Below are 16,332 nucleotides of genomic sequence, written 5' to 3' on the forward strand. Positions count from 1 at the left end.
GCATGGGCCAGCCCCCCGACGACCCGTCCGAGCCGCCGAAGCCGCCCGAGCCGTTCCGGCCGCCGCCGCCCATCTACGCGCCCCCGCCCTCCGGTGAGGGTCCGCCGCCTCCTCCGTTCGCGCCTCCGCCCGGCTACGGGCCCGCGCCGGGCGCCCCGCCGGCGGCCTTTCCGCTGCCGGGAAGCGCGCAGGCGCCGCCCCCGCCGCGCTCCCGCCGCACGCCGGTCCTCCTGCTCGCCGGCGGCGCGGCCCTCGTCGCCGTCCTCCTGCTCGCCGGTGCCGTGACCTACCTCGCGACGCGCGGCGGCGACGGGTACGACGGCGGGCCGGCCGCGCTGCGGCAGCCGATGATCCTCCAGCAGGTCGCCGAGGTCTCCCACGCGCCGTGCGCGGCCGGGACGCTGCCCGAGGCACCCGGGACCCAGCCTGAGGCGTCCGGGGCCTCCTGCTACCGGCTCGCCGGGGGCGGCATGACCGTCCGCCGCGTCCGGCACATGAAGGCGGTGCCGCCGGCCGGCGGCACCACGTCCTGGGCGGTCCAGATGGAACTGACCGAGGCGGACGCCCGCGCGTTCGGGGACCTGACCGGGCAGGCGGCGCGGCAGGCGCCCGGGTCGCCGGCGAACCGGATCGCGATGGTCGTCGGCGGGCGGGTGCTGTCCGCGCCGACGGTCAGCGGCGGCCCCATCACCGGCGGCTCGGTGCAGATCTCCGGCCGCTTCACCCGCTCCGAGGCCGAGGACCTGATCGCCCGGATCACCGGGCGCCGCCCGTCCTGACGGCCGCGCGCCCCCGCGCCCGCCCGCCGCCCCGGCCGGGCGCCCGCACCCCGCCGGGCGTGGGACGATGGGGCCGGTGAGCATGTGGCCGGGCAGCACCGGGCGGGCGGCGTCCTCCGCTACCGTGAGCGACGTGGACGAGACGGAGCCGGAGCGGGGGCCAGAGCCGGCGGGCGGCCCGGAGCGGGCCGACGGCGAGGAGCAGGGCTTCCGCGTCCACCTCGACAACTTCGACGGCCCCTTCGACCTGCTGCTCGGGCTGATCTCCAAGCACAAGCTGGACATCACCGAGGTGTCCCTGCACAAGGTCACCGACGACTTCATCGCGCACATCCGCTCCCACGGCAAGGAGTGGGACCTCGACCAGGCCAGCCACTTCCTGCTGGTCGCCGCGACCCTGCTGGACCTGAAGGCGGCGCGGCTGCTGCCGTCCGGCGAGGTCGACGACGAGGACGACCTGGCCCTGCTGGAGGCCCGCGACCTGCTGTTCGCCCGGCTGCTGCAGTACCGCGCCTACAAGGAGGTCGCGCGGGTGCTCGCCGGCCGGATGGCCGAGGCGGGCCGGCGGTTCCCGCGCCTGGTGCCGATGGAGCCGAAGTTCGCCGGGCTGCTGCCGGAGGTGCTGCTCGGCCTCGGCCCGGAGGAGTTCGCCCGGCTCGCGGCCAGGGCGCTCGCCCCGAAGGCGCCGCCCTCGGTGTCGGTCGAGCACATGTACCAGCCGAAGGCGAGCGTCAAGGAGCAGGCGGAGATCGTCGTCGAGAAGCTGCGGCGGCTCCGCAAGACCACCTTCCGGGTCCTGGCGTCCGACGCCGCGGGCACCTACGAGGTCGTCGCGCGGTTCCTGGCGCTGCTGGAGCTGTACCGGGACCGGTCCGTCACGTTCGAGCAGCTGGAGCCGCTCGGCGAGCTGCACGTCACCTGGACGGGCAGCGACGAGGGCGACGTGGCGGTCGGCGACGACTACGAGGGCTCCCGCGAGCAGGCCGCCGCCGCGGACGCCGCCGACAAGGACGGGAAGGACGAGGCAGACGATGACTGACGGACCGGGCCCGGGCACGCCGGAGCACCGTCCCGCGGACGAGGAGGCGCCCGAGGCCGGGCACGCGGACCGGCCCGAAGACGCCCCCGAAGACCCGCCTGAGGGCCTCCCGGGGCTGCGCGCCTCGATCGAGGCGCTCCTGCTGGTGGTGGACGAGCCCGTCGCGGAGATCACCCTGGCGCAGCTGCTGGAGCGGCCGCGCGGCGAGATCGGCGCGACCCTCCGGGAGCTGGCCGCGGAATACACCGAGCAGGGCCGGGGGTTCGACCTCAGGGAGGTCGCCGGCGGCTGGCGGTTCTACACCCGGGACGTGTGCGCCCCGGTGGTGGAGCGGTTCGTCACCGACGGCCAGCAGGCCCGGCTGACGCAGGCCGCGCTGGAGACCCTCGCCGTCGTCGCCTACCGGCAGCCGGTGAGCCGGGCGCGGGTGTCGGCGATCCGCGGCGTCAACAGCGACGGCGTGATCCGGACGCTGACCCTGCGCGGCCTGATCGAGAACGCCGGCCAGGAACCGGAGACCGGCGCGCACCTGTACCGCACCACCGGGTACTTCCTGGAGCGGCTGGGGCTGCGCGAGCTCGGCGAGCTGCCGGAGCTGGCCCCCTACCTCCCCGACGACCTGCCAGAAGACATAGTTGAGGAAACGTGACAGACACTGAGGGCGTGCGGCTGCAGAAGGTGCTGGCCGAGGCCGGGATCGGCAGCCGCCGGCACTGCGAGGAGCTGATCGGCGAGGGCCGCGTCACCGTCGACGGCAAGCGGGTGTTCCGGTTCGGCGAGCGCGTCGATCCGGAGCGCGCGGTCATCCACGTGGACGGCAAGCGCGTCGAGACCCGCGCCGAGACCCGGTACTACATGATCAACAAGCCGCGCGGCGTGGTCAGCACGATGTCGGACGAGCGGGGCCGCAAGTCCCTGGAGGACTACGTCGAGGTGCCGGAGCGGCTGTTCCACGTCGGCCGGCTCGACACCGACACCGAGGGCCTGATCCTGCTCACCAACGACGGGGAGCTCGCCCACCGCCTCACGCACCCGAGCTACGGGGTGTTCAAGACCTACCTCGCCGAGATCCACGGGCCGATCCCGCGCGACCTCGGCAAGCGGCTGCGCGCCGGGGTGACCCTGGAGGACGGCCCCGCCAAGGCCGACAAGTTCCGGGTGTTCGACCAGGTCGGCCGGCGGGTGCTGGTGGAGATCACCCTGCACGAGGGGCGCAAGCACATCGTGCGGCGGCTGCTGAAGGAGGTCGGCTTCCCGGTGCAGCAGCTGGCCCGCATCGAGTTCGGGCCGATCAAGCTCGGCCAGCTGAAGCCGGGCGGGATGCGGGCGCTGACGGTGCAGGAGATCGGCGAGCTGTACAAGGCGGTCGGGCTGTAGCCCGGGCCGGCGATTCGGACGACACGGAGAGGGTGCGAGGTGGCGGTACGCGCGGTCCGCGGGGCGACGCAGGTGGACGCCGACGACCGGGAGGAGATCCTGGCGGCGACGGCCGAGCTGGTGAGCGAGGTGATGGGCCGCAACGGGCTGACGACCGACGATGTGATCAGCGTCCTGTTCACGGCGACGCCGGACCTGACCGCGGAGTTCCCCGCGCTGGCCGCGCGCAAGCTCGGCTTCCAGGAGGTGCCGCTGATGTGCGCCGCCGAGATCGCGGTGCCGCACGCGCTGCCGCGGGTGATCCGGCTGATGGCGCACGTCGCGACGGACCGGCCGCGTGCGGAGGTCCAGCACGTCTACCTGCGCGGCGCGAAGGCGCTCAGGCTGGACATCGCGCAGTGAGCCCGGACATCGCACGGCAAGTGGGGGCGGACGGGGCGCAGTAGGGTGACGGGCGTGAACGAGGACGTGGTGGGCCGCATCGTCGTGGTCGGGACGGGCCTGATCGGCACGTCGATCGCGCTGGCGATGCGCGAGCGGGGCGCCGAGGTGCTGCTGACCGACCGGGACGCGGCCGCCCTGGAGCTGGCCGTCGAGCTGGGCGCGGGCCGGGCGCTGCCGGACGGCGCGTCGGCGGAGCCCGCGGACCTGGCGGTGCTGGCGGTGCCGCCCGCCGCGGTCGCGGTGACGCTGCTGGACGCGCAGAAGCGCGGCCTGGCCAGGGCGTACACCGACGTGGCGAGCGTGAAGGCGCTGCCGCTGGCGCAGGCGGCCGAGCTGGGCTGCGACCTGTCGGCGTTCGTGGCGGGGCATCCCCTCGCCGGCAGCGAGCGGTCCGGGCCGGGCGCGGCGCGTCCCGACCTGTTCCTCGGCCGTCCGTGGGCGCTGTGCGCGACCCCTGAGGCGGCGCCGGAGGCGGTGGCGGCGGTGACCGCGCTGGCGAAGGCGTGCGGAGCGATGCCGGTGCGGGTCGGCGCCGCCGAGCACGACCGGGCGGTGGCGCTGGTGTCGCACGGCCCGCACGTGGTGTCGGCGGCGGTCGCGGCGCGGCTGACCGGCGCCGACGACACGGCGCTGGGCCTCGCGGGGCAGGGCGTCCGGGACGTCACCCGGATCGCGGCCAGCGACCCGCGGCTGTGGATCGGGATCCTGTCGGCGAACGCCGAGCCGGTCGCGGACGTGCTGGAGGGGGTCGCGACCGATCTCGCGGTGGCGGCGTCGCTGCTGCGCGACGGCAGCGAGGGCGCCGCGGCGCACGTCGCGGACCTGCTGCTGCGCGGGAACGCGGGCCGGTCGCGGATCCCGGGCAAGCACGGCGGCGGCCAGTCGGCGTACGCGACGGTGCAGGTGGTGATCCCGGACCGGCCGGGCGAGCTCGCGATGATCTTCCAGGCGGCGGGGATCGCGGGGGTCAACATCGAGGACGTGACGATCGAGCATTCGCCGGGCCGCCCGCTGGGCGTGCTGGAGCTGGCGGTGGTGCCGGAGGCGGCCGACACGCTCGCCGCCGAGCTGCGCGCCCGCGGCTGGTCGGTCCCGGGCCGCTGACGGGCCCGCCCTCCCTCAGGTCGAGCCGCGACGCGGCGGGCTCCGGCGGGCCCGCTCGGCCGCGGTCTGACCCGGTGCCCCGTGCGGTGGAGCGCGGTGCGCAGCGATGGGCCGCGGTGGTGGGCGCGGGCCGGTAGCCTGGAGCGCTGGGCCCCGCGAGGGAGACGCTCGCGTTCCGCCGCCCGCCCCGCCCGCCGCCCGCCCCTGCCGGCGGGCGCTTCGATGCCGACGAAAGGGAGCGATCGTGCCGCTCGTCATCGCCATGGACGGCCCCTCCGGATCGGGCAAGTCCAGCGCGTCCAAGGGCGTCGCCCGCGCGCTCGGCCTGCGCTATCTCGACACCGGCGCGATGTACCGCGCGATGACGTGGTGGATGCTGCGCAACGGCGTCCCGGTGCGGGACGCGGGGGCGGTCGCGGCCCGCGCCGGCGACCCGGTGATCGAGTCGGGCACCGACCCGGACGCGCCCACGATCACGGTGGACGGGCAGGACGTCTCCGAGCCGATCCGCACCCGCGAGGTGACCAACGCGGTCAGCGCGGTCAGCGCCGTCCCCGCCGTCCGGGCGCGGCTGGTGGAGCTGCAGCGTGAGATCATGGCGGCCGGGGGCATCGTGGTGGAGGGACGCGACATCGGCACGGTCGTCGCCCCGGAGGCGCCGGTCAAGGTGTACCTCACCGCCAGCGAGGAGGTGCGGGCGGCCCGCCGCGCGAAGGACCTGGCGGCCGACCCGGGAGCGTCGGTGACCGTCACGCAGGCGGAGCAGGCGCGCCGCGACCGGCTGGACTCCACCCGGAAGGCGTCGCCGCTGGCGAAGGCGGCCGACGCGCAGGAGATCGACTCGACGGAGCTGGGCCTCGCCGAGGTCATCGAGGCGGTCGTCCGCCTCGCCAAAGAGCATGAGTGAGCGGGCGGCCTGACGGCCCCTGTGGGGATATGGACTGTGAGCGAATACGAGATCGAGACCGTGGACGTCGCCGAGGACGTGGCCGCCGACGCGCCGCCCGCGCCGGTGGTCGCGGTGGTCGGCCGGCCCAACGTCGGCAAGTCGACGCTGGTCAACCGCATCCTGGGGCGCCGTGAGGCGGTCGTGGAGGACGTGCCGGGGGTGACCCGGGACCGGGTCGCCTACGACGCGACCTGGAGCGGGCGGCGGTTCACCGTCGTCGACACCGGCGGCTGGCTGCCGGACGCGGCCGGGCTGGCGGCGGCGATCGCCGAGCAGGCCCGGCTGGCGGTGGAGCTGGCCGACGTGGTGATGTTCGTGGTGGACGCGACGGTGGGCGCCACGGACGTGGACGAGGCCGTGGTGGAGATCCTGCGCCGGTCCGGCAAGCCGGTGGTGCTGGTGGCGAACAAGGTCGACGACCAGGGCGCCGAGGCGGACGCGGCGCTGCTGTGGTCGCTGGGCATCGGCGAGCCGCACCCGGTGTCGGCGCTGCACGGCCGCGGCAGCGGCGACCTGCTGGACGCGGTGCTGGAGGCGCTGCCCGCGGAGGCGCCGCGCGAGACGTTCGGCGCGGAGGGCGGGCCGCGCCGGATCGCGCTGCTGGGCCGCCCGAACGTCGGCAAGTCCAGCCTGCTGAACAAGCTGGCGGGGGAGACCCGGGCCGTGGTGGACGCGGTGGCCGGCACGACCCGCGACCCGGTCGACGAGCTGATCGAGCTGGGCGACCGGACGTTCCGGTTCATCGACACGGCGGGGATCCGGCGGCGGCACCGGGAGAACCAGGGCGCCGACTTCTACGCGACGCTGCGCACCCAGTCGGCGCTGGAGCGCGCCGAGGTCGCGGTGGTGCTGGTGGACGCGGACGAGCCGCTCGCCGAGCAGGACCTGCGGATCGTCTCGATGGTGATCGACTCGGGCCGGGCGCTGGTCATCGCCTACAACAAGTGGGACCTGCTGGACGAGGAGCGCCGCCACTACCTGGAGCGCGAGATCGACCGGCAGCTGCACAACGCGCGGTGGGCGCCGCGGGTGAACATCTCCGCCAAGACGGGCCGGCACATGGACCGGTTCGTGCCGGCGATCGACACGGCGCTGGAGGGCTGGGGCACCCGCGTCCCGACGTCGAAGCTGAACCAGTTCTTCGCCGACCTGGTGAACTCCCACCCGCACCCGGTGCGCGGCGGCAAGCAGCCGCGCGTGCTGTTCGCGACGCAGGCGGGGGTGCGGCCGCCCCGGTTCGTGCTGTTCACCTCGGGGTTCCTCGAGGAGGGGTACCGGCGGTTCATCGAGCGCCGGCTGCGCGAGGAGTTCGGGTTCGAAGGGACGCCGCTGGACATCGCGATGAAGATCCGCGAGAAGCGCGGCAAGGCCCGCAAGTAGCCGGAAAATCCGGTCGCGGCCCGCCGGGATCTTTCCCCGGCGGGCCGCGGCATGCCAGGATGCTCCTGCGGGACCCGGGTAAGTCTTCCATTACTCGTTGATCCCGCAACGAATGGCTGTTCTAGTCTGGGTGAACGGTTCTCCCGGACACCAGGGCGCGGGTCGAGGGGTGCGACGTGAAGCTCTTGCTGCTCATCTCCGTGGCGGTCGCCTGCGTGGCGGCCAGCTTCGTCTGGCGCGAGCCGTGGCTCGGCGGCGTCGGCCTGGTGATCGCGTTCGTCGCCATGTTCACCGACCGCGACGACGTGAAGCTGGACGACGAGAAGGGCAGCTACGAGACCACCAAGTCCGTCCGGAACATGCGCCACAAGAACCGCTGACGCCGTCCCGGACGGCCCCGACGGCCCCGCCTCGGCTCTGTCTACCTCGGCCGTTCTGTAGGGCGGGGCGCTACCGCTCGAGCCCGCCCTGCTCGCCGGCCACCCGCTGGTCGCCCGGAGGCCGCGGCAGCGGCGGCTGCGGCGAGCCGGGCTGCCCCGGCCGGCCGGGCTCCGCGCCCTCGCGCGCGTACCGGCCGAACACCAGCGGCTGCGTGGTGCCGGACTCCTCGCGCCCCGGCCCGTCCGGCGGCACCGCCTCGCGGACGCCCACCACCGCGAACCGGCCGAGGGCGAGCGCCGCGAAGAACACGATGACGACGCCGAGCCCGGCGAATCCGGAAAGCTGCTCGGCGAGGTGCCGGCCGTTGGTGGTGCCGAGCGGCGCGCCGACGCCGGGCACGTCCCACAGCGTGGCGAGCGGCCCGCCCACGACGAACCAGGCGCCGCCGAGGACGCCCAGCCACGCGCCGAGGATCGCGAACGCGCGGTTCGCGCTGAACAGCACGATCAGCCCGCCCAGCACCGCGGCCGCCGCGGGCGCGATGCTGAGCTGGAGCCGGTCGGTGTTGTAGACCCAGGTGTCGTCGGGGGCGAACCCGAAGTCGAAGTAGGGGCCGGCGAAGGGGAGCAGGCCGCCCCACAAGCCCAGCAGCACCAGCAGGATCCCGCTGATCCCGCCCCGGCTGCGCGGTACTCGCATGGTCCCAGTCATGATCATTCCTCCTGACCGGGCTATGTGCTTCTGTTTTGTCCCCCTTTACCCCCGGCGCAGGCGCCCACACCGCCGTTTCACGCGACGGTGCGGGTCTGCTGCTCGGGGTGCGCGGCGTCGATGTGCCAGCTGATCACGCGGACCGGGCGGACCCGGATCAGGTCGTCGCTGAAGTACCCCTCGCCGATGTGCATCCGGCCCTTGACCGGCGCGGCCGTCCCGCGGATCTCCACGCCGCGGCCCCAGCCGGGCCGCACCGCGTCCGGGTCGTCGGCCGGGGCCAGGTCGTCGACGAGGAACGTCACCCGCGGGTTCTCGAGGATGTTGCGGTACTTGCGGCTGGCGGCGTTGGCGGGGCCGCCGATGTCGATCGTCCCGTCGTCGTTCAGCCGGAACCCGACCGGGCGCGTCTGCGGCCCGCCGTCCGGGCCGATCGTGGACAGCCGGCCGAGGCCCTGCCCGGACAGGTAGGCGCGCTCGGCCGGGGTGAACGGGTCGGTCATCATCGGTCTCCCATCGCTGCACTGGTGCGTTCGGGACCGACGCTAGGACCTCAAGCGCGATTCAGGTCAACCGGCGCTCTCCAGGCCGACCGGCGTGTCGCGGCCCGGGGCGGCGAGCCCGCCGGCCAGCGCGTCGCGGACGAACGCGCCGAGCGAGGCGATCGCCGCGCGGGACTCGGGCAGGTACGGGCCGAACATCTGGAAGACGTGGATCTGCCGGTCCCACACCTGCAGCGTCGTGGGCACGCCGGCCTCGGCGAGCCGCCGCGCCATCAGTTCGGAGTCGCAGTACAGCAGTTCGGTGGACCCGGCCGTCAGCAGGACGGGCGGCAGCCCGGCGAGGTCGGCGCGGACGGGCGACACCGCCGGGTCCTTCAGGTCGAGGTGGCCGAGGAATGCCTCCACCAGGTTCTCCAGCAGCACGCCCGGGTCGGACGGGTCGAGGCCCATGTTGGCGTGCGCGAGCTTGCTCTCCAGGTCCATGTCGAGCATGGGGGACAGGGCGGCCAGCGCGGCCGGCATCGGCAGGCCCTCGTCGCGGGCGCGCAGCGCGGTGGCGAAGGTGAGGTGCCCGCCCGCCGAGTCGCCCATGATCACGATGTTCGCGGGGTCGGTGCCGCGCTCGTCCAGCAGCCACCGGTAGGCGGCGAGGCAGTCCTCGACCTCCCGCTCGAACGGGACGGCGGGGATCATCCGGTAGTCGACCGACAGGGCGGGGACCCGGGCGGCGGAGCTGAACGAGGCGATCATCCGGCGGTGGGTGTTGAGGCCGCAGGAGACCCAGCCGCCGCCGTGCAGGTAGAGGATCACCTTGTCGCGGGACGCGGACGCGCCCGGCCCGCGCACCCATTCCGCGCCGAACCCGTCGAAGCGGACCTTCTCGATGCGGATGCTCCGCGGCGTCGGGGCGCGTCCGGCGAGCCTGTCGAGGGACGCGGCACGCCGCAGCGCCCGGTCGTCGAAGGGCAGCGCGGCGGCCTTGGCGAGCCGGGGGCGCAGGAACCGGCGGATGCCTGCGGAGACGGCGCGGGACCGCAGGCTCGCGGTCCCGCGGCGTTCGATGACCAGGGTCGTCGGGCGTGGCTGCGGCACCGGGTCCTCCTCGCGACGGGGATGTAAGTAGATGGTGACATCCGGGCGCCGCCGGTGCGAAGCCGGGGGCAACAGAGGTGTGCCTGTGGCAACTGCCAGCGAGATCGGCCTTGCTAGCTCGCAAATTCTGGCCATATGCACAGATGCAGGTCGCATCTGCGAGGGCTACGATCTTTCCTCGTGACGACGTTCAGGATCAGTGAGGCGGCCGCGCTGCTCGGTGTCAGCACCGACACCGTCCGGCGCTGGGTGGACGGCGGGCGGCTGCCGGCCGAGCGCGACGAGCACGGGCACCGGCGGGTGCCGGGCGCCGAGCTGGCCGCCTTCGTGCGCGACCAGGCGCGCGGCGCCGCGGCCCCCGAGCACGCCGAGCGGTTCTCCTCGGCGCGCAACCGGCTGCGCGGGATCGTCACCGAGGTCGTCCGGGACGGCGTGATGGCCCAGGTGGAGATCCAGGCGGGGCCGTTCCGGGTGGTGTCGCTGATGAGCCGGGAGGCGGCCGACGAGCTCGGCCTGCGGGTCGGCGTGGTCGCCGAGGCCGTGGTGAAGTCCACCAACGTCGTCGTCGAGGTGTCCGACCCGGGCTGACCCCCTTGAGGAGAGACATGTTCAAGCGCACATCGGCGGCCGTGCTCGCGGCGTCCCTGGCCCTGGCGGCGGCCGGCTGCGGCGACACCGGCGACGACGAGTCCTCGGGCGGCGGCTCCAAGACGCTCACCGTGTTCGCGGCGGCGTCGCTCACCGAGACGTTCACCGCGCTCGGCAAGACCTTCGAGGCCGCGCATCCAGGGGTGAAGGTCCGGTTCAACTTCGGGGGCAGCGACAGCCTCGCGCAGGGCATCACGCAGGGCGCCCCGGCGGACGTGTTCGCCTCCGCCAGCCCGGCCACGATGAAGACCGTCACCGACGCCGGGGACGCAGACGGCACCCCGCAGGTGTTCACCCGCAACCGGCTGGTCATCGCCGTCCCGCCGAAGAACCCCGGCAGGGTCGCCAAGCTGCCGGACCTGGCGCGCTCCGGGCTCAAGGTCGTGCTGTGCGCGCCGGCGGTCCCGTGCGGGGCGGCGGCGAAGAAGGCGCTCGCGGCGGCGAACGTCACGGTGAAGCCCGCGTCCGAGGAGAGCGACGTCAAGGCGGTGCTCACCAAGGTCGGCCTCGACGAGGCCGACGCGGGGCTCGTCTACCGCACCGACGCCAAGGCCGCGGGCGCCAAGGTGAAGGCCATCGAGTTCCCCGAGTCGGCCAAGGCGGTCAACGACTACCCGATCGTCGAGGTGAGGAAGGCGCCGCAGGACGCGCTCGCCAAGCAGTTCATCCAGCTCGTCCTCGGGGCGCAGGGCCGGGCCGCGCTCACCGGGGCGGGCTTCGAGGCGCCGTGAGCCGGTCCGGCCGGCCGCCCTGGTTCCTGCTGCTGCCCGCGCTGGCCGGGCTGGCGTTCCTCGTGCTGCCGCTGGCCGGGCTCCTCGCCCGCGCCCCGTGGTCCACCCTCGGCACCCGGCTCGGCCAGGGCCAGGTGCTCGAGGCGCTGCGGCTGTCGCTGGTGACCGCCACGATCAGCACCGGCGTGTGCCTGCTGCTCGGCGTGCCGCTGGCCTGGGTGCTGGCGCGGGCGTCCTTCCCCGGTCTGCGGCTCGTCCGGGCGCTGGTCACCGTGCCGCTGGTGCTGCCGCCGGTCGTCGGCGGCGTGGCGCTGCTGCTGGCGCTCGGCCGCCGCGGCCTGGTCGGCGCGTGGCTGGACTCGGCGTTCGGGATCACGCTGCCGTTCACCACCGCCGGCGTGGTCCTCGCCGAGACGTTCGTCGCGATGCCGTTCCTGGTGATCAGCGTGGAGGGCGCGCTGCGCGCCGCCGACCTGCGCTACGAGGAGGCCGCCGCCACCCTCGGCGCCGGCCGCTGGACGGTCTTCCGCCGCGTCACGCTGCCGCTGGTGGCGCCCGGCGTCGCGGCCGGCGCGGTGCTGTGCTGGGCGCGGGCCCTCGGCGAGTTCGGCGCGACGATCACCTTCGCGGGCAACTTCCCCGGCCGGACCCAGACGATGCCGCTCGCGGTCTACCTCGCGCTGCAGAACGACCCGCAGGCCGCGATCGTGCTGAGCCTGGTGCTGCTGGCGGTGTCGGTGGCCGTGCTGGCCGCGCTCCGCGACCGCTGGGTGGAGACATGAGCCGGGGGAGACGCGAGCCGGGAGCGGACGCGAAGGGCCTGGACGCGCGGCTCGTCGTGCGGCGCGCCGGGTTCGACCTGGACCTGGCGCTCGCCGCCGCGCCCGGCGAGGTCGTCGCGCTGCTCGGGCCGAACGGCGCGGGCAAGAGCACCGCGCTGCGCGCGCTCGCCGGGCTCGTCGCGATGGCCGGCGGCCACCTCCGGCTGGACGGGACGGACCTGCGCCCGCTGCCTCCCGACCGGCGCGGCGTCGGCATGGTCTTCCAGGACTACCTGCTGTTCCCGCACCTCAGCGTGCTGGAGAACGTCGCGTTCGGGCCGCGCTGCCAGGGCGCCGGGCGGCGCGCCGCGCGGCGCCGCGCGGCCGAATGGCTGGACCGGGTGGGCGTCGCCGAGCACGCGTCCGCGCGCCCGCGGGCACTGTCGGGCGGGCAGGCGCAGCGGGTGGCGCTGGCCCGCGCGCTGGCCGTCGAGCCGGGCCTGCTGCTGCTGGACGAGCCGCTCGCGGCGCTCGACGCGCACACCAAGCTGGAGATCCGGGCCGCGCTGCGCCGCCATCTCGCCGGGTTCGCGGGCGCCGCCGTGCTCGTCACCCACGACCCGCTGGACGCGATGGTCCTGGCGGACCGGATCGTGGTGGTGGAGGGCGGCCGGCTGGTCCAGGAGGGCGCGCCCGCCGAGGTCGCCCGCCGGCCCCGGACCGACTACGTGGCACGGCTGGTCGGGCTGAACCTGTACCGGGGGAGGGCCGAAGGGGGCACCGTAGTCATCGGCGGCACCGAAGGCGAGTACGCACTGGACACAGTCGACTCGCCCGAGGGTGAGGTCTTCCTGGCGTTCGCGCCATCATCGGTGGCGCTGTACCGCACTCGCCCGGACGGCAGCCCGCGCAACCTGTGGCGCACGCGTGTCACGGCCATCGAGCGTCACGGGGACCGGGTGCGGGTCCGCTTGTCCGGGCCGCCTTTCGACGCCGTCGCGGACATCACTCCGGCCTCGGTCGCCGAGCTCCAATTGTCCGAGGGCAGCACCATATGGGCGGCCGTGAAGGCCACCGAAACTCACGTTTACCCAGCTTGAGCGGCTCCACGCGGCCGGGCGGCCGGACGGCGCCCGTGCCGCCCGTGCTTCAGTGATATCAATCACAAAAGGGTGCGGGAAGGCCCGGAAGCCGCCGGGATTGGTCCAGACCAAATGGCAAAAACGTCGGGTCTTGTTCATCATGCAAACATCCTGCGAACAGCTGAAGGAGTTGCCCGTGTCCAACCAGGTCCCCGGCCTCGACCAGGCCCCTACCGGCCACACCGAACTAGTTGAGTGGGTACGCGGGATCGCCGAGCTGACCGGGCCCGACCGCGTCGAGTGGTGCGACGGCTCGGACGAGGAGTGGGAGCGCCTGACCGGCCTGCTCGTCGAGCAGGGCACCCTCACGCGCCTCGACCCGGCCAAACGGCCCAACAGCTTCCACGCCGCGTCCGACCCGACCGACGTGGCCCGCGTCGAGGACCGGACGTTCATCTGCTCCGAGAAGGAGGAGGACGCGGGCCCGACCAACAACTGGGTCGCGCCCGGCGAGATGAGGCGGACTCTCAACGGGCTCTTCGAGGGCTGCATGAAGGGCCGCACCATGTACGTGGTGCCCTTCTGCATGGGCCCGCTCGGCGGGAAGATCTCCCAGCTCGGCGTCGAGATCACCGACTCCGCCTACGTCGCCGTCTCGATGAAGATCATGACGCGGATGGGCACGGGCGCCCTGCGGCTGATCGAGGAGCGCGGCTCCTACGTCAAGGCCGTCCACTCGGTGGGCGCGCCGCTGGAGCCGGGGCAGGCCGACGTCAGGTGGCCGTGCAACTCCACCAAGTACATCACCCACTTCCCCGAGACCCGGGAGATCTGGTCCTACGGGTCCGGCTACGGCGGCAACGCCCTGCTGGGCAAGAAGTGCTACGCGCTGCGCATCGCCTCGACGATGGCCCGCGACGAGGGCTGGATGGCCGAGCACATGCTCGTCCTGAAGCTGACCCCGCCGGCCGGCGAGACCCGCTACGTCGCCGCCGCGTTCCCGTCGGCGTGCGGCAAGACCAACCTCGCCATGCTGGAGCCGACCATCCCGGGCTGGAAGGTCGAGACGATCGGCGACGACATCGCCTGGATGCGGTTCGGCGACGACGGCCGCCTCTACGCGATCAACCCCGAGGCCGGCTTCTTCGGCGTCGCGCCCGGCACCGGCGAGAGCACCAACGCCAACGCGGTGAGGACGCTGTGGGGCAACAGCATCTTCACCAACGTCGCGCTCACCGACGACGGCGACGTGTGGTGGGAGGGCCTCACCGACGAGCCGCCCGCGCACCTGACCGACTGGAAGGGCAACGACTGGACGCCCGCGTCCGACACGCCCGCCGCGCACCCGAACGCCCGCTTCACCACCCCGGCCGGGCAGTGCCCGATCGCCGCGGACGAGTGGGAGGACCCGAAGGGCGTGCCGATCTCGGCGATCCTGTTCGGCGGCCGCCGCGCGTCCGCGGTCCCGCTGGTCACCGAGTCCTTCGACTGGCAGCAGGGCGTCTTCCTCGGCGCCAACATAGCCTCGGAGAAGACCGCCGCCGCCGAGGGCACCGTCGGCGAGCTGCGCCGCGACCCGTTCGCCATGCTGCCGTTCTGCGGCTACAACATGGGCGACTACTTCGGCCACTGGCTGGAGATCGGCAAGGCCACCGACGCCGAGAAGCTGCCGCGCATCTACTACGTCAACTGGTTCCGCAAGAACGCCGACGGCAAGTTCATCTGGCCCGGCTTCGGCGAGAACAGCCGGGTGCTGAAGTGGATCGTCGAGCGCCTCAACGGCAAGGCCGACGCCGCCAAGTCCCCGATCGGGCACCTGCCGACCCGGGAGGCGCTCGACACCGACGGCCTGGACCTCGACGACGCCGACCTGGAGACGCTGCTGTCGGTCGACACCGAGGTGTGGAAGCAGGAGGCCGCCCTCGTGCCGGAGTTCTTCGAGAAGTTCGGCGACCACATGCCGAAGGCGCTGTGGGACGAGTACCACGACCTGGTCCGCCGCCTGGAGGCCTGAGCCTCCGGCGCCCGTCCCGCCGGCCGCGCCGGGACGGCCTCGAATCGCCCGCCCGCGCCCGCTCGCCTGAGATCCTTCGGCGAGCGGGCGCGGCCCTTTGGAGAAGCGGGAGCGGAACATGTGGCATGACCTGTTCGGGATGGGCGTCCCGGTGGCGGACAAGGTGACCCGGTCGGTCGCGGTCTTCCTGGTGGTCGTCGTGCTGCTGCGGGTGGCCGGGAAACGGGAGCTCGCGCAGCTCAACGGCTTCGACTTCGTGGTCATGCTGCTGCTGTCCAACGTCGTGCAGAACGCGGTCATCGGCCCGGACGACTCGCTGACCGGGGGAGTGCTCGGCGCCGTGGTGCTGCTGGCGCTGAACGCGGCGCTGGTGCGCGCGGCGGTGTTCGTGCCGTGGCTGTCCGGGCTCGTGCACGGCCGGGCGAGCGTGCTGGCGCAGGACGGCGCGTACCGGCGGCGGACGCTGCTGCGGCTCGGGCTGCGTCCCGGCGACGTCGACGAGGCGATCCAGGAGCAGGGCGGCGACGACGTCGCCGACACCCGGCTGGTCACCCTGGAGCCGGGCGGCGCGGTCGTGGTCCGGCTGCGGGAGGAGGAGCAGTCCGCGACGGCGGCCGACGTCGCCGACCTGCGCGCGCGGCTGGAGCGCATCGAACGGCACCTGGAACGGCTCGCCGCCCAGCGCTGACTGGGCGCTCCGGGGCGGTCCGGGGCGGTCCGGGGCGGTCGCCGCCGGTTCCGCCGGCAACCTCAAGTCCGGTTGAGGTCGCATAGGATGCGGACCATGACGCGCCTGGAGCACCGCAAGCACGAACTGACCGTCGGGCAACTCGCCGAGCGCAGCGGCGTGGCCGTCTCGGCGCTGCACTTCTACGAGGCCAAGGGCCTGATCAGCAGCCGCCGCACCGCCGGCAACCAGCGCCGCTTCAGCCGCGACACGCTCCGCCGCGTCTCGTTCATCAAGGTCTCGCAGCGGGTCGGCATCCCGCTCGCCGAGATCAGGGACGCCCTCGCCACGCTCCCCGAGGAGCGCACCCCGACCGTCGCCGACTGGACGCGGCTGTCGGACCTGTGGCGCGCCGACCTGGACGCCCGCATCCGGCAGCTGGAGAGCCTCCGCGACGACCTGACCGAGTGCATCGGCTGCGGCTGCCTGTCGATCAGCAAGTGCGCGCTCGCCAACCCCTACGACCGGCTCGGCGACGAGGGGCCCGGCCCGCGCCGGCTGCTCGTCGACCGCGACGCGGCACGCGGCGGCGCTGTGGCCCGCCCGGCGCAGGACGGCACGGCCCACGGCGACGGCGCTCCCTGCGACGCGCCCGCGGCGCAGAACGGGA

Annotated in this window: 18 protein-coding genes and 1 pseudogene; 16 read left to right on the forward strand and 3 right to left on the reverse strand. The window is 74.1% G+C overall.

The window, feature by feature from the left end; translation table 11 throughout:
• Positions 1 to 2: 2 nt before the first annotated feature.
• From ACA514_RS11910 to ACA514_RS11950, 9 genes are all read left to right on the forward strand, one after another.
• Positions 3 to 779: a hypothetical protein gene (locus ACA514_RS11910; protein WP_375041132.1), complete on the forward strand. Its 777-nt coding sequence runs from the start codon at positions 3 to 5 to the stop codon at positions 777 to 779.
• A 133-nt stretch (positions 780 to 912) separates the two neighbouring features.
• Complete coding sequence (locus tag ACA514_RS11915; protein ID WP_375041133.1) at positions 913 to 1,818, forward strand: segregation and condensation protein A; 906 nt, start codon at positions 913 to 915, stop codon at positions 1,816 to 1,818.
• Entirely contained in the window at positions 1,811 to 2,467 is a 657-nt protein-coding gene (gene scpB, locus ACA514_RS11920; protein WP_375041134.1) for an SMC-Scp complex subunit ScpB, read from the forward strand. The genes ACA514_RS11915 and scpB overlap by 8 nt, the downstream gene beginning before the upstream one ends.
• Positions 2,464 to 3,195 (forward strand): pseudouridine synthase, encoded by a 732-nt coding sequence (locus ACA514_RS11925; RefSeq protein WP_375041135.1) that lies wholly within the window; start codon positions 2,464 to 2,466, stop codon positions 3,193 to 3,195. Before scpB ends, ACA514_RS11925 begins: the two co-directional genes overlap by 4 nt.
• A 39-nt stretch (positions 3,196 to 3,234) precedes the next feature.
• Positions 3,235 to 3,597: a chorismate mutase gene (gene aroH / locus ACA514_RS11930; protein WP_375041136.1), complete on the forward strand. Its 363-nt coding sequence runs from the start codon at positions 3,235 to 3,237 to the stop codon at positions 3,595 to 3,597.
• 45 nt (positions 3,598 to 3,642) lie between these two features.
• Entirely contained in the window at positions 3,643 to 4,743 is a 1,101-nt protein-coding gene (locus ACA514_RS11935) for a prephenate dehydrogenase (protein ID WP_375041137.1), read from the forward strand.
• 244 nt (positions 4,744 to 4,987) lie between these two features.
• Positions 4,988 to 5,650: a (d)CMP kinase gene (gene cmk, locus ACA514_RS11940; RefSeq protein ID WP_375041138.1), complete on the forward strand. Its 663-nt coding sequence runs from the start codon at positions 4,988 to 4,990 to the stop codon at positions 5,648 to 5,650.
• Between the two features lie 51 nt (positions 5,651 to 5,701).
• Positions 5,702 to 7,072: a ribosome biogenesis GTPase Der gene (der, locus tag ACA514_RS11945; protein ID WP_375041492.1), complete on the forward strand. Its 1,371-nt coding sequence runs from the start codon at positions 5,702 to 5,704 to the stop codon at positions 7,070 to 7,072.
• 176 nt (positions 7,073 to 7,248) lie between these two features.
• The gene (locus ACA514_RS11950; RefSeq protein WP_375041139.1) at positions 7,249 to 7,452 is read left to right on the forward strand and encodes a hypothetical protein; all 204 of its coding nucleotides are present in this window, start codon (positions 7,249 to 7,251) and stop codon (positions 7,450 to 7,452) included.
• Positions 7,453 to 7,522: 70 nt separating this feature from the next.
• Here the strand turns inward: ACA514_RS11950 and ACA514_RS11955 are convergent, their stop codons facing one another.
• From ACA514_RS11955 to ACA514_RS11965, 3 genes are all read right to left on the reverse strand, one after another.
• Positions 7,523 to 8,164, reverse strand: a complete 642-nt coding sequence (locus ACA514_RS11955; protein ID WP_375041140.1) for a hypothetical protein — start codon at positions 8,162 to 8,164, stop codon at positions 7,523 to 7,525.
• A 77-nt stretch (positions 8,165 to 8,241) separates the two neighbouring features.
• Positions 8,242 to 8,667 carry a PPOX class F420-dependent oxidoreductase gene (locus ACA514_RS11960; RefSeq protein WP_375041141.1) on the reverse strand — a complete coding sequence of 142 codons (426 nt, stop codon included), beginning with the start codon at positions 8,665 to 8,667 and terminating at the stop codon, positions 8,242 to 8,244.
• A gap of 66 nt (positions 8,668 to 8,733) precedes the next feature.
• Positions 8,734 to 9,759: an alpha/beta hydrolase gene (locus ACA514_RS11965; protein WP_375041142.1), complete on the reverse strand. Its 1,026-nt coding sequence runs from the start codon at positions 9,757 to 9,759 to the stop codon at positions 8,734 to 8,736.
• A gap of 180 nt (positions 9,760 to 9,939) precedes the next feature.
• Here ACA514_RS11965 and ACA514_RS11970 point away from each other — a divergent pair, with 180 nt between their 5' ends.
• The 7 genes and pseudogenes from ACA514_RS11970 to soxR all read left to right on the forward strand — a co-directional run.
• Positions 9,940 to 10,347 (forward strand): molybdopterin-binding protein, encoded by a 408-nt coding sequence (locus tag ACA514_RS11970; protein ID WP_375041143.1) that lies wholly within the window; start codon positions 9,940 to 9,942, stop codon positions 10,345 to 10,347.
• A 17-nt stretch (positions 10,348 to 10,364) separates the two neighbouring features.
• Positions 10,365 to 11,138, forward strand: coding sequence for a molybdate ABC transporter substrate-binding protein (gene modA, locus ACA514_RS11975; protein WP_375041144.1), 774 nt, complete (start codon positions 10,365 to 10,367; stop codon positions 11,136 to 11,138).
• Complete coding sequence (locus ACA514_RS11980; RefSeq protein ID WP_375041145.1) at positions 11,135 to 11,920, forward strand: ABC transporter permease; 786 nt, start codon at positions 11,135 to 11,137, stop codon at positions 11,918 to 11,920. The genes modA and ACA514_RS11980 overlap by 4 nt, the downstream gene beginning before the upstream one ends.
• Positions 11,917 to 12,999: an ABC transporter ATP-binding protein gene (locus ACA514_RS11985; protein WP_375041146.1), complete on the forward strand. Its 1,083-nt coding sequence runs from the start codon at positions 11,917 to 11,919 to the stop codon at positions 12,997 to 12,999. Before ACA514_RS11980 ends, ACA514_RS11985 begins: the two co-directional genes overlap by 4 nt.
• Positions 13,000 to 13,177: 178 nt before the next feature.
• Entirely contained in the window at positions 13,178 to 14,995 is a 1,818-nt protein-coding gene (locus tag ACA514_RS11990) for a phosphoenolpyruvate carboxykinase (GTP) (RefSeq protein WP_375041147.1), read from the forward strand.
• 118 nt (positions 14,996 to 15,113) lie between these two features.
• Entirely contained in the window at positions 15,114 to 15,683 is a 570-nt protein-coding gene (locus ACA514_RS11995) for a DUF421 domain-containing protein (RefSeq protein ID WP_375041148.1), read from the forward strand.
• Positions 15,684 to 15,779: 96 nt separating this feature from the next.
• Positions 15,780 to 16,253: pseudogene (gene soxR, locus ACA514_RS12000) on the forward strand (redox-sensitive transcriptional activator SoxR); the annotation flags it as partial.
• Between the last annotated feature and the right edge of the window lie 79 nt (positions 16,254 to 16,332).

The organism is Actinomadura sp. NTSP31 (assembly GCF_041951385.1).
Classification (GTDB): domain Bacteria; phylum Actinomycetota; class Actinomycetes; order Streptosporangiales; family Streptosporangiaceae; genus Spirillospora; species Spirillospora napierensis.

Coding starts and splice junctions, on each gene's coding strand:
- ACA514_RS11910 (WP_375041132.1), top strand. CDS start 3: ATGGGCCAGCCCCCCGACGACCCGTCCGAGCCGCCGAAGCCGCCCGAG.
- scpB (WP_375041134.1), top strand. CDS start 1,811: ATGACTGACGGACCGGGCCCGGGCACGCCGGAGCACCGTCCCGCGGAC.
- ACA514_RS11955 (WP_375041140.1), bottom strand. CDS start 8,164: ATGACTGGGACCATGCGAGTACCGCGCAGCCGGGGCGGGATCAGCGGG.
- ACA514_RS11960 (WP_375041141.1), bottom strand. CDS start 8,667: ATGACCGACCCGTTCACCCCGGCCGAGCGCGCCTACCTGTCCGGGCAG.
- modA (WP_375041144.1), top strand. CDS start 10,365: ATGTTCAAGCGCACATCGGCGGCCGTGCTCGCGGCGTCCCTGGCCCTG.
- ACA514_RS11985 (WP_375041146.1), top strand. CDS start 11,917: ATGAGCCGGGGGAGACGCGAGCCGGGAGCGGACGCGAAGGGCCTGGAC.
- ACA514_RS11995 (WP_375041148.1), top strand. CDS start 15,114: ATGTGGCATGACCTGTTCGGGATGGGCGTCCCGGTGGCGGACAAGGTG.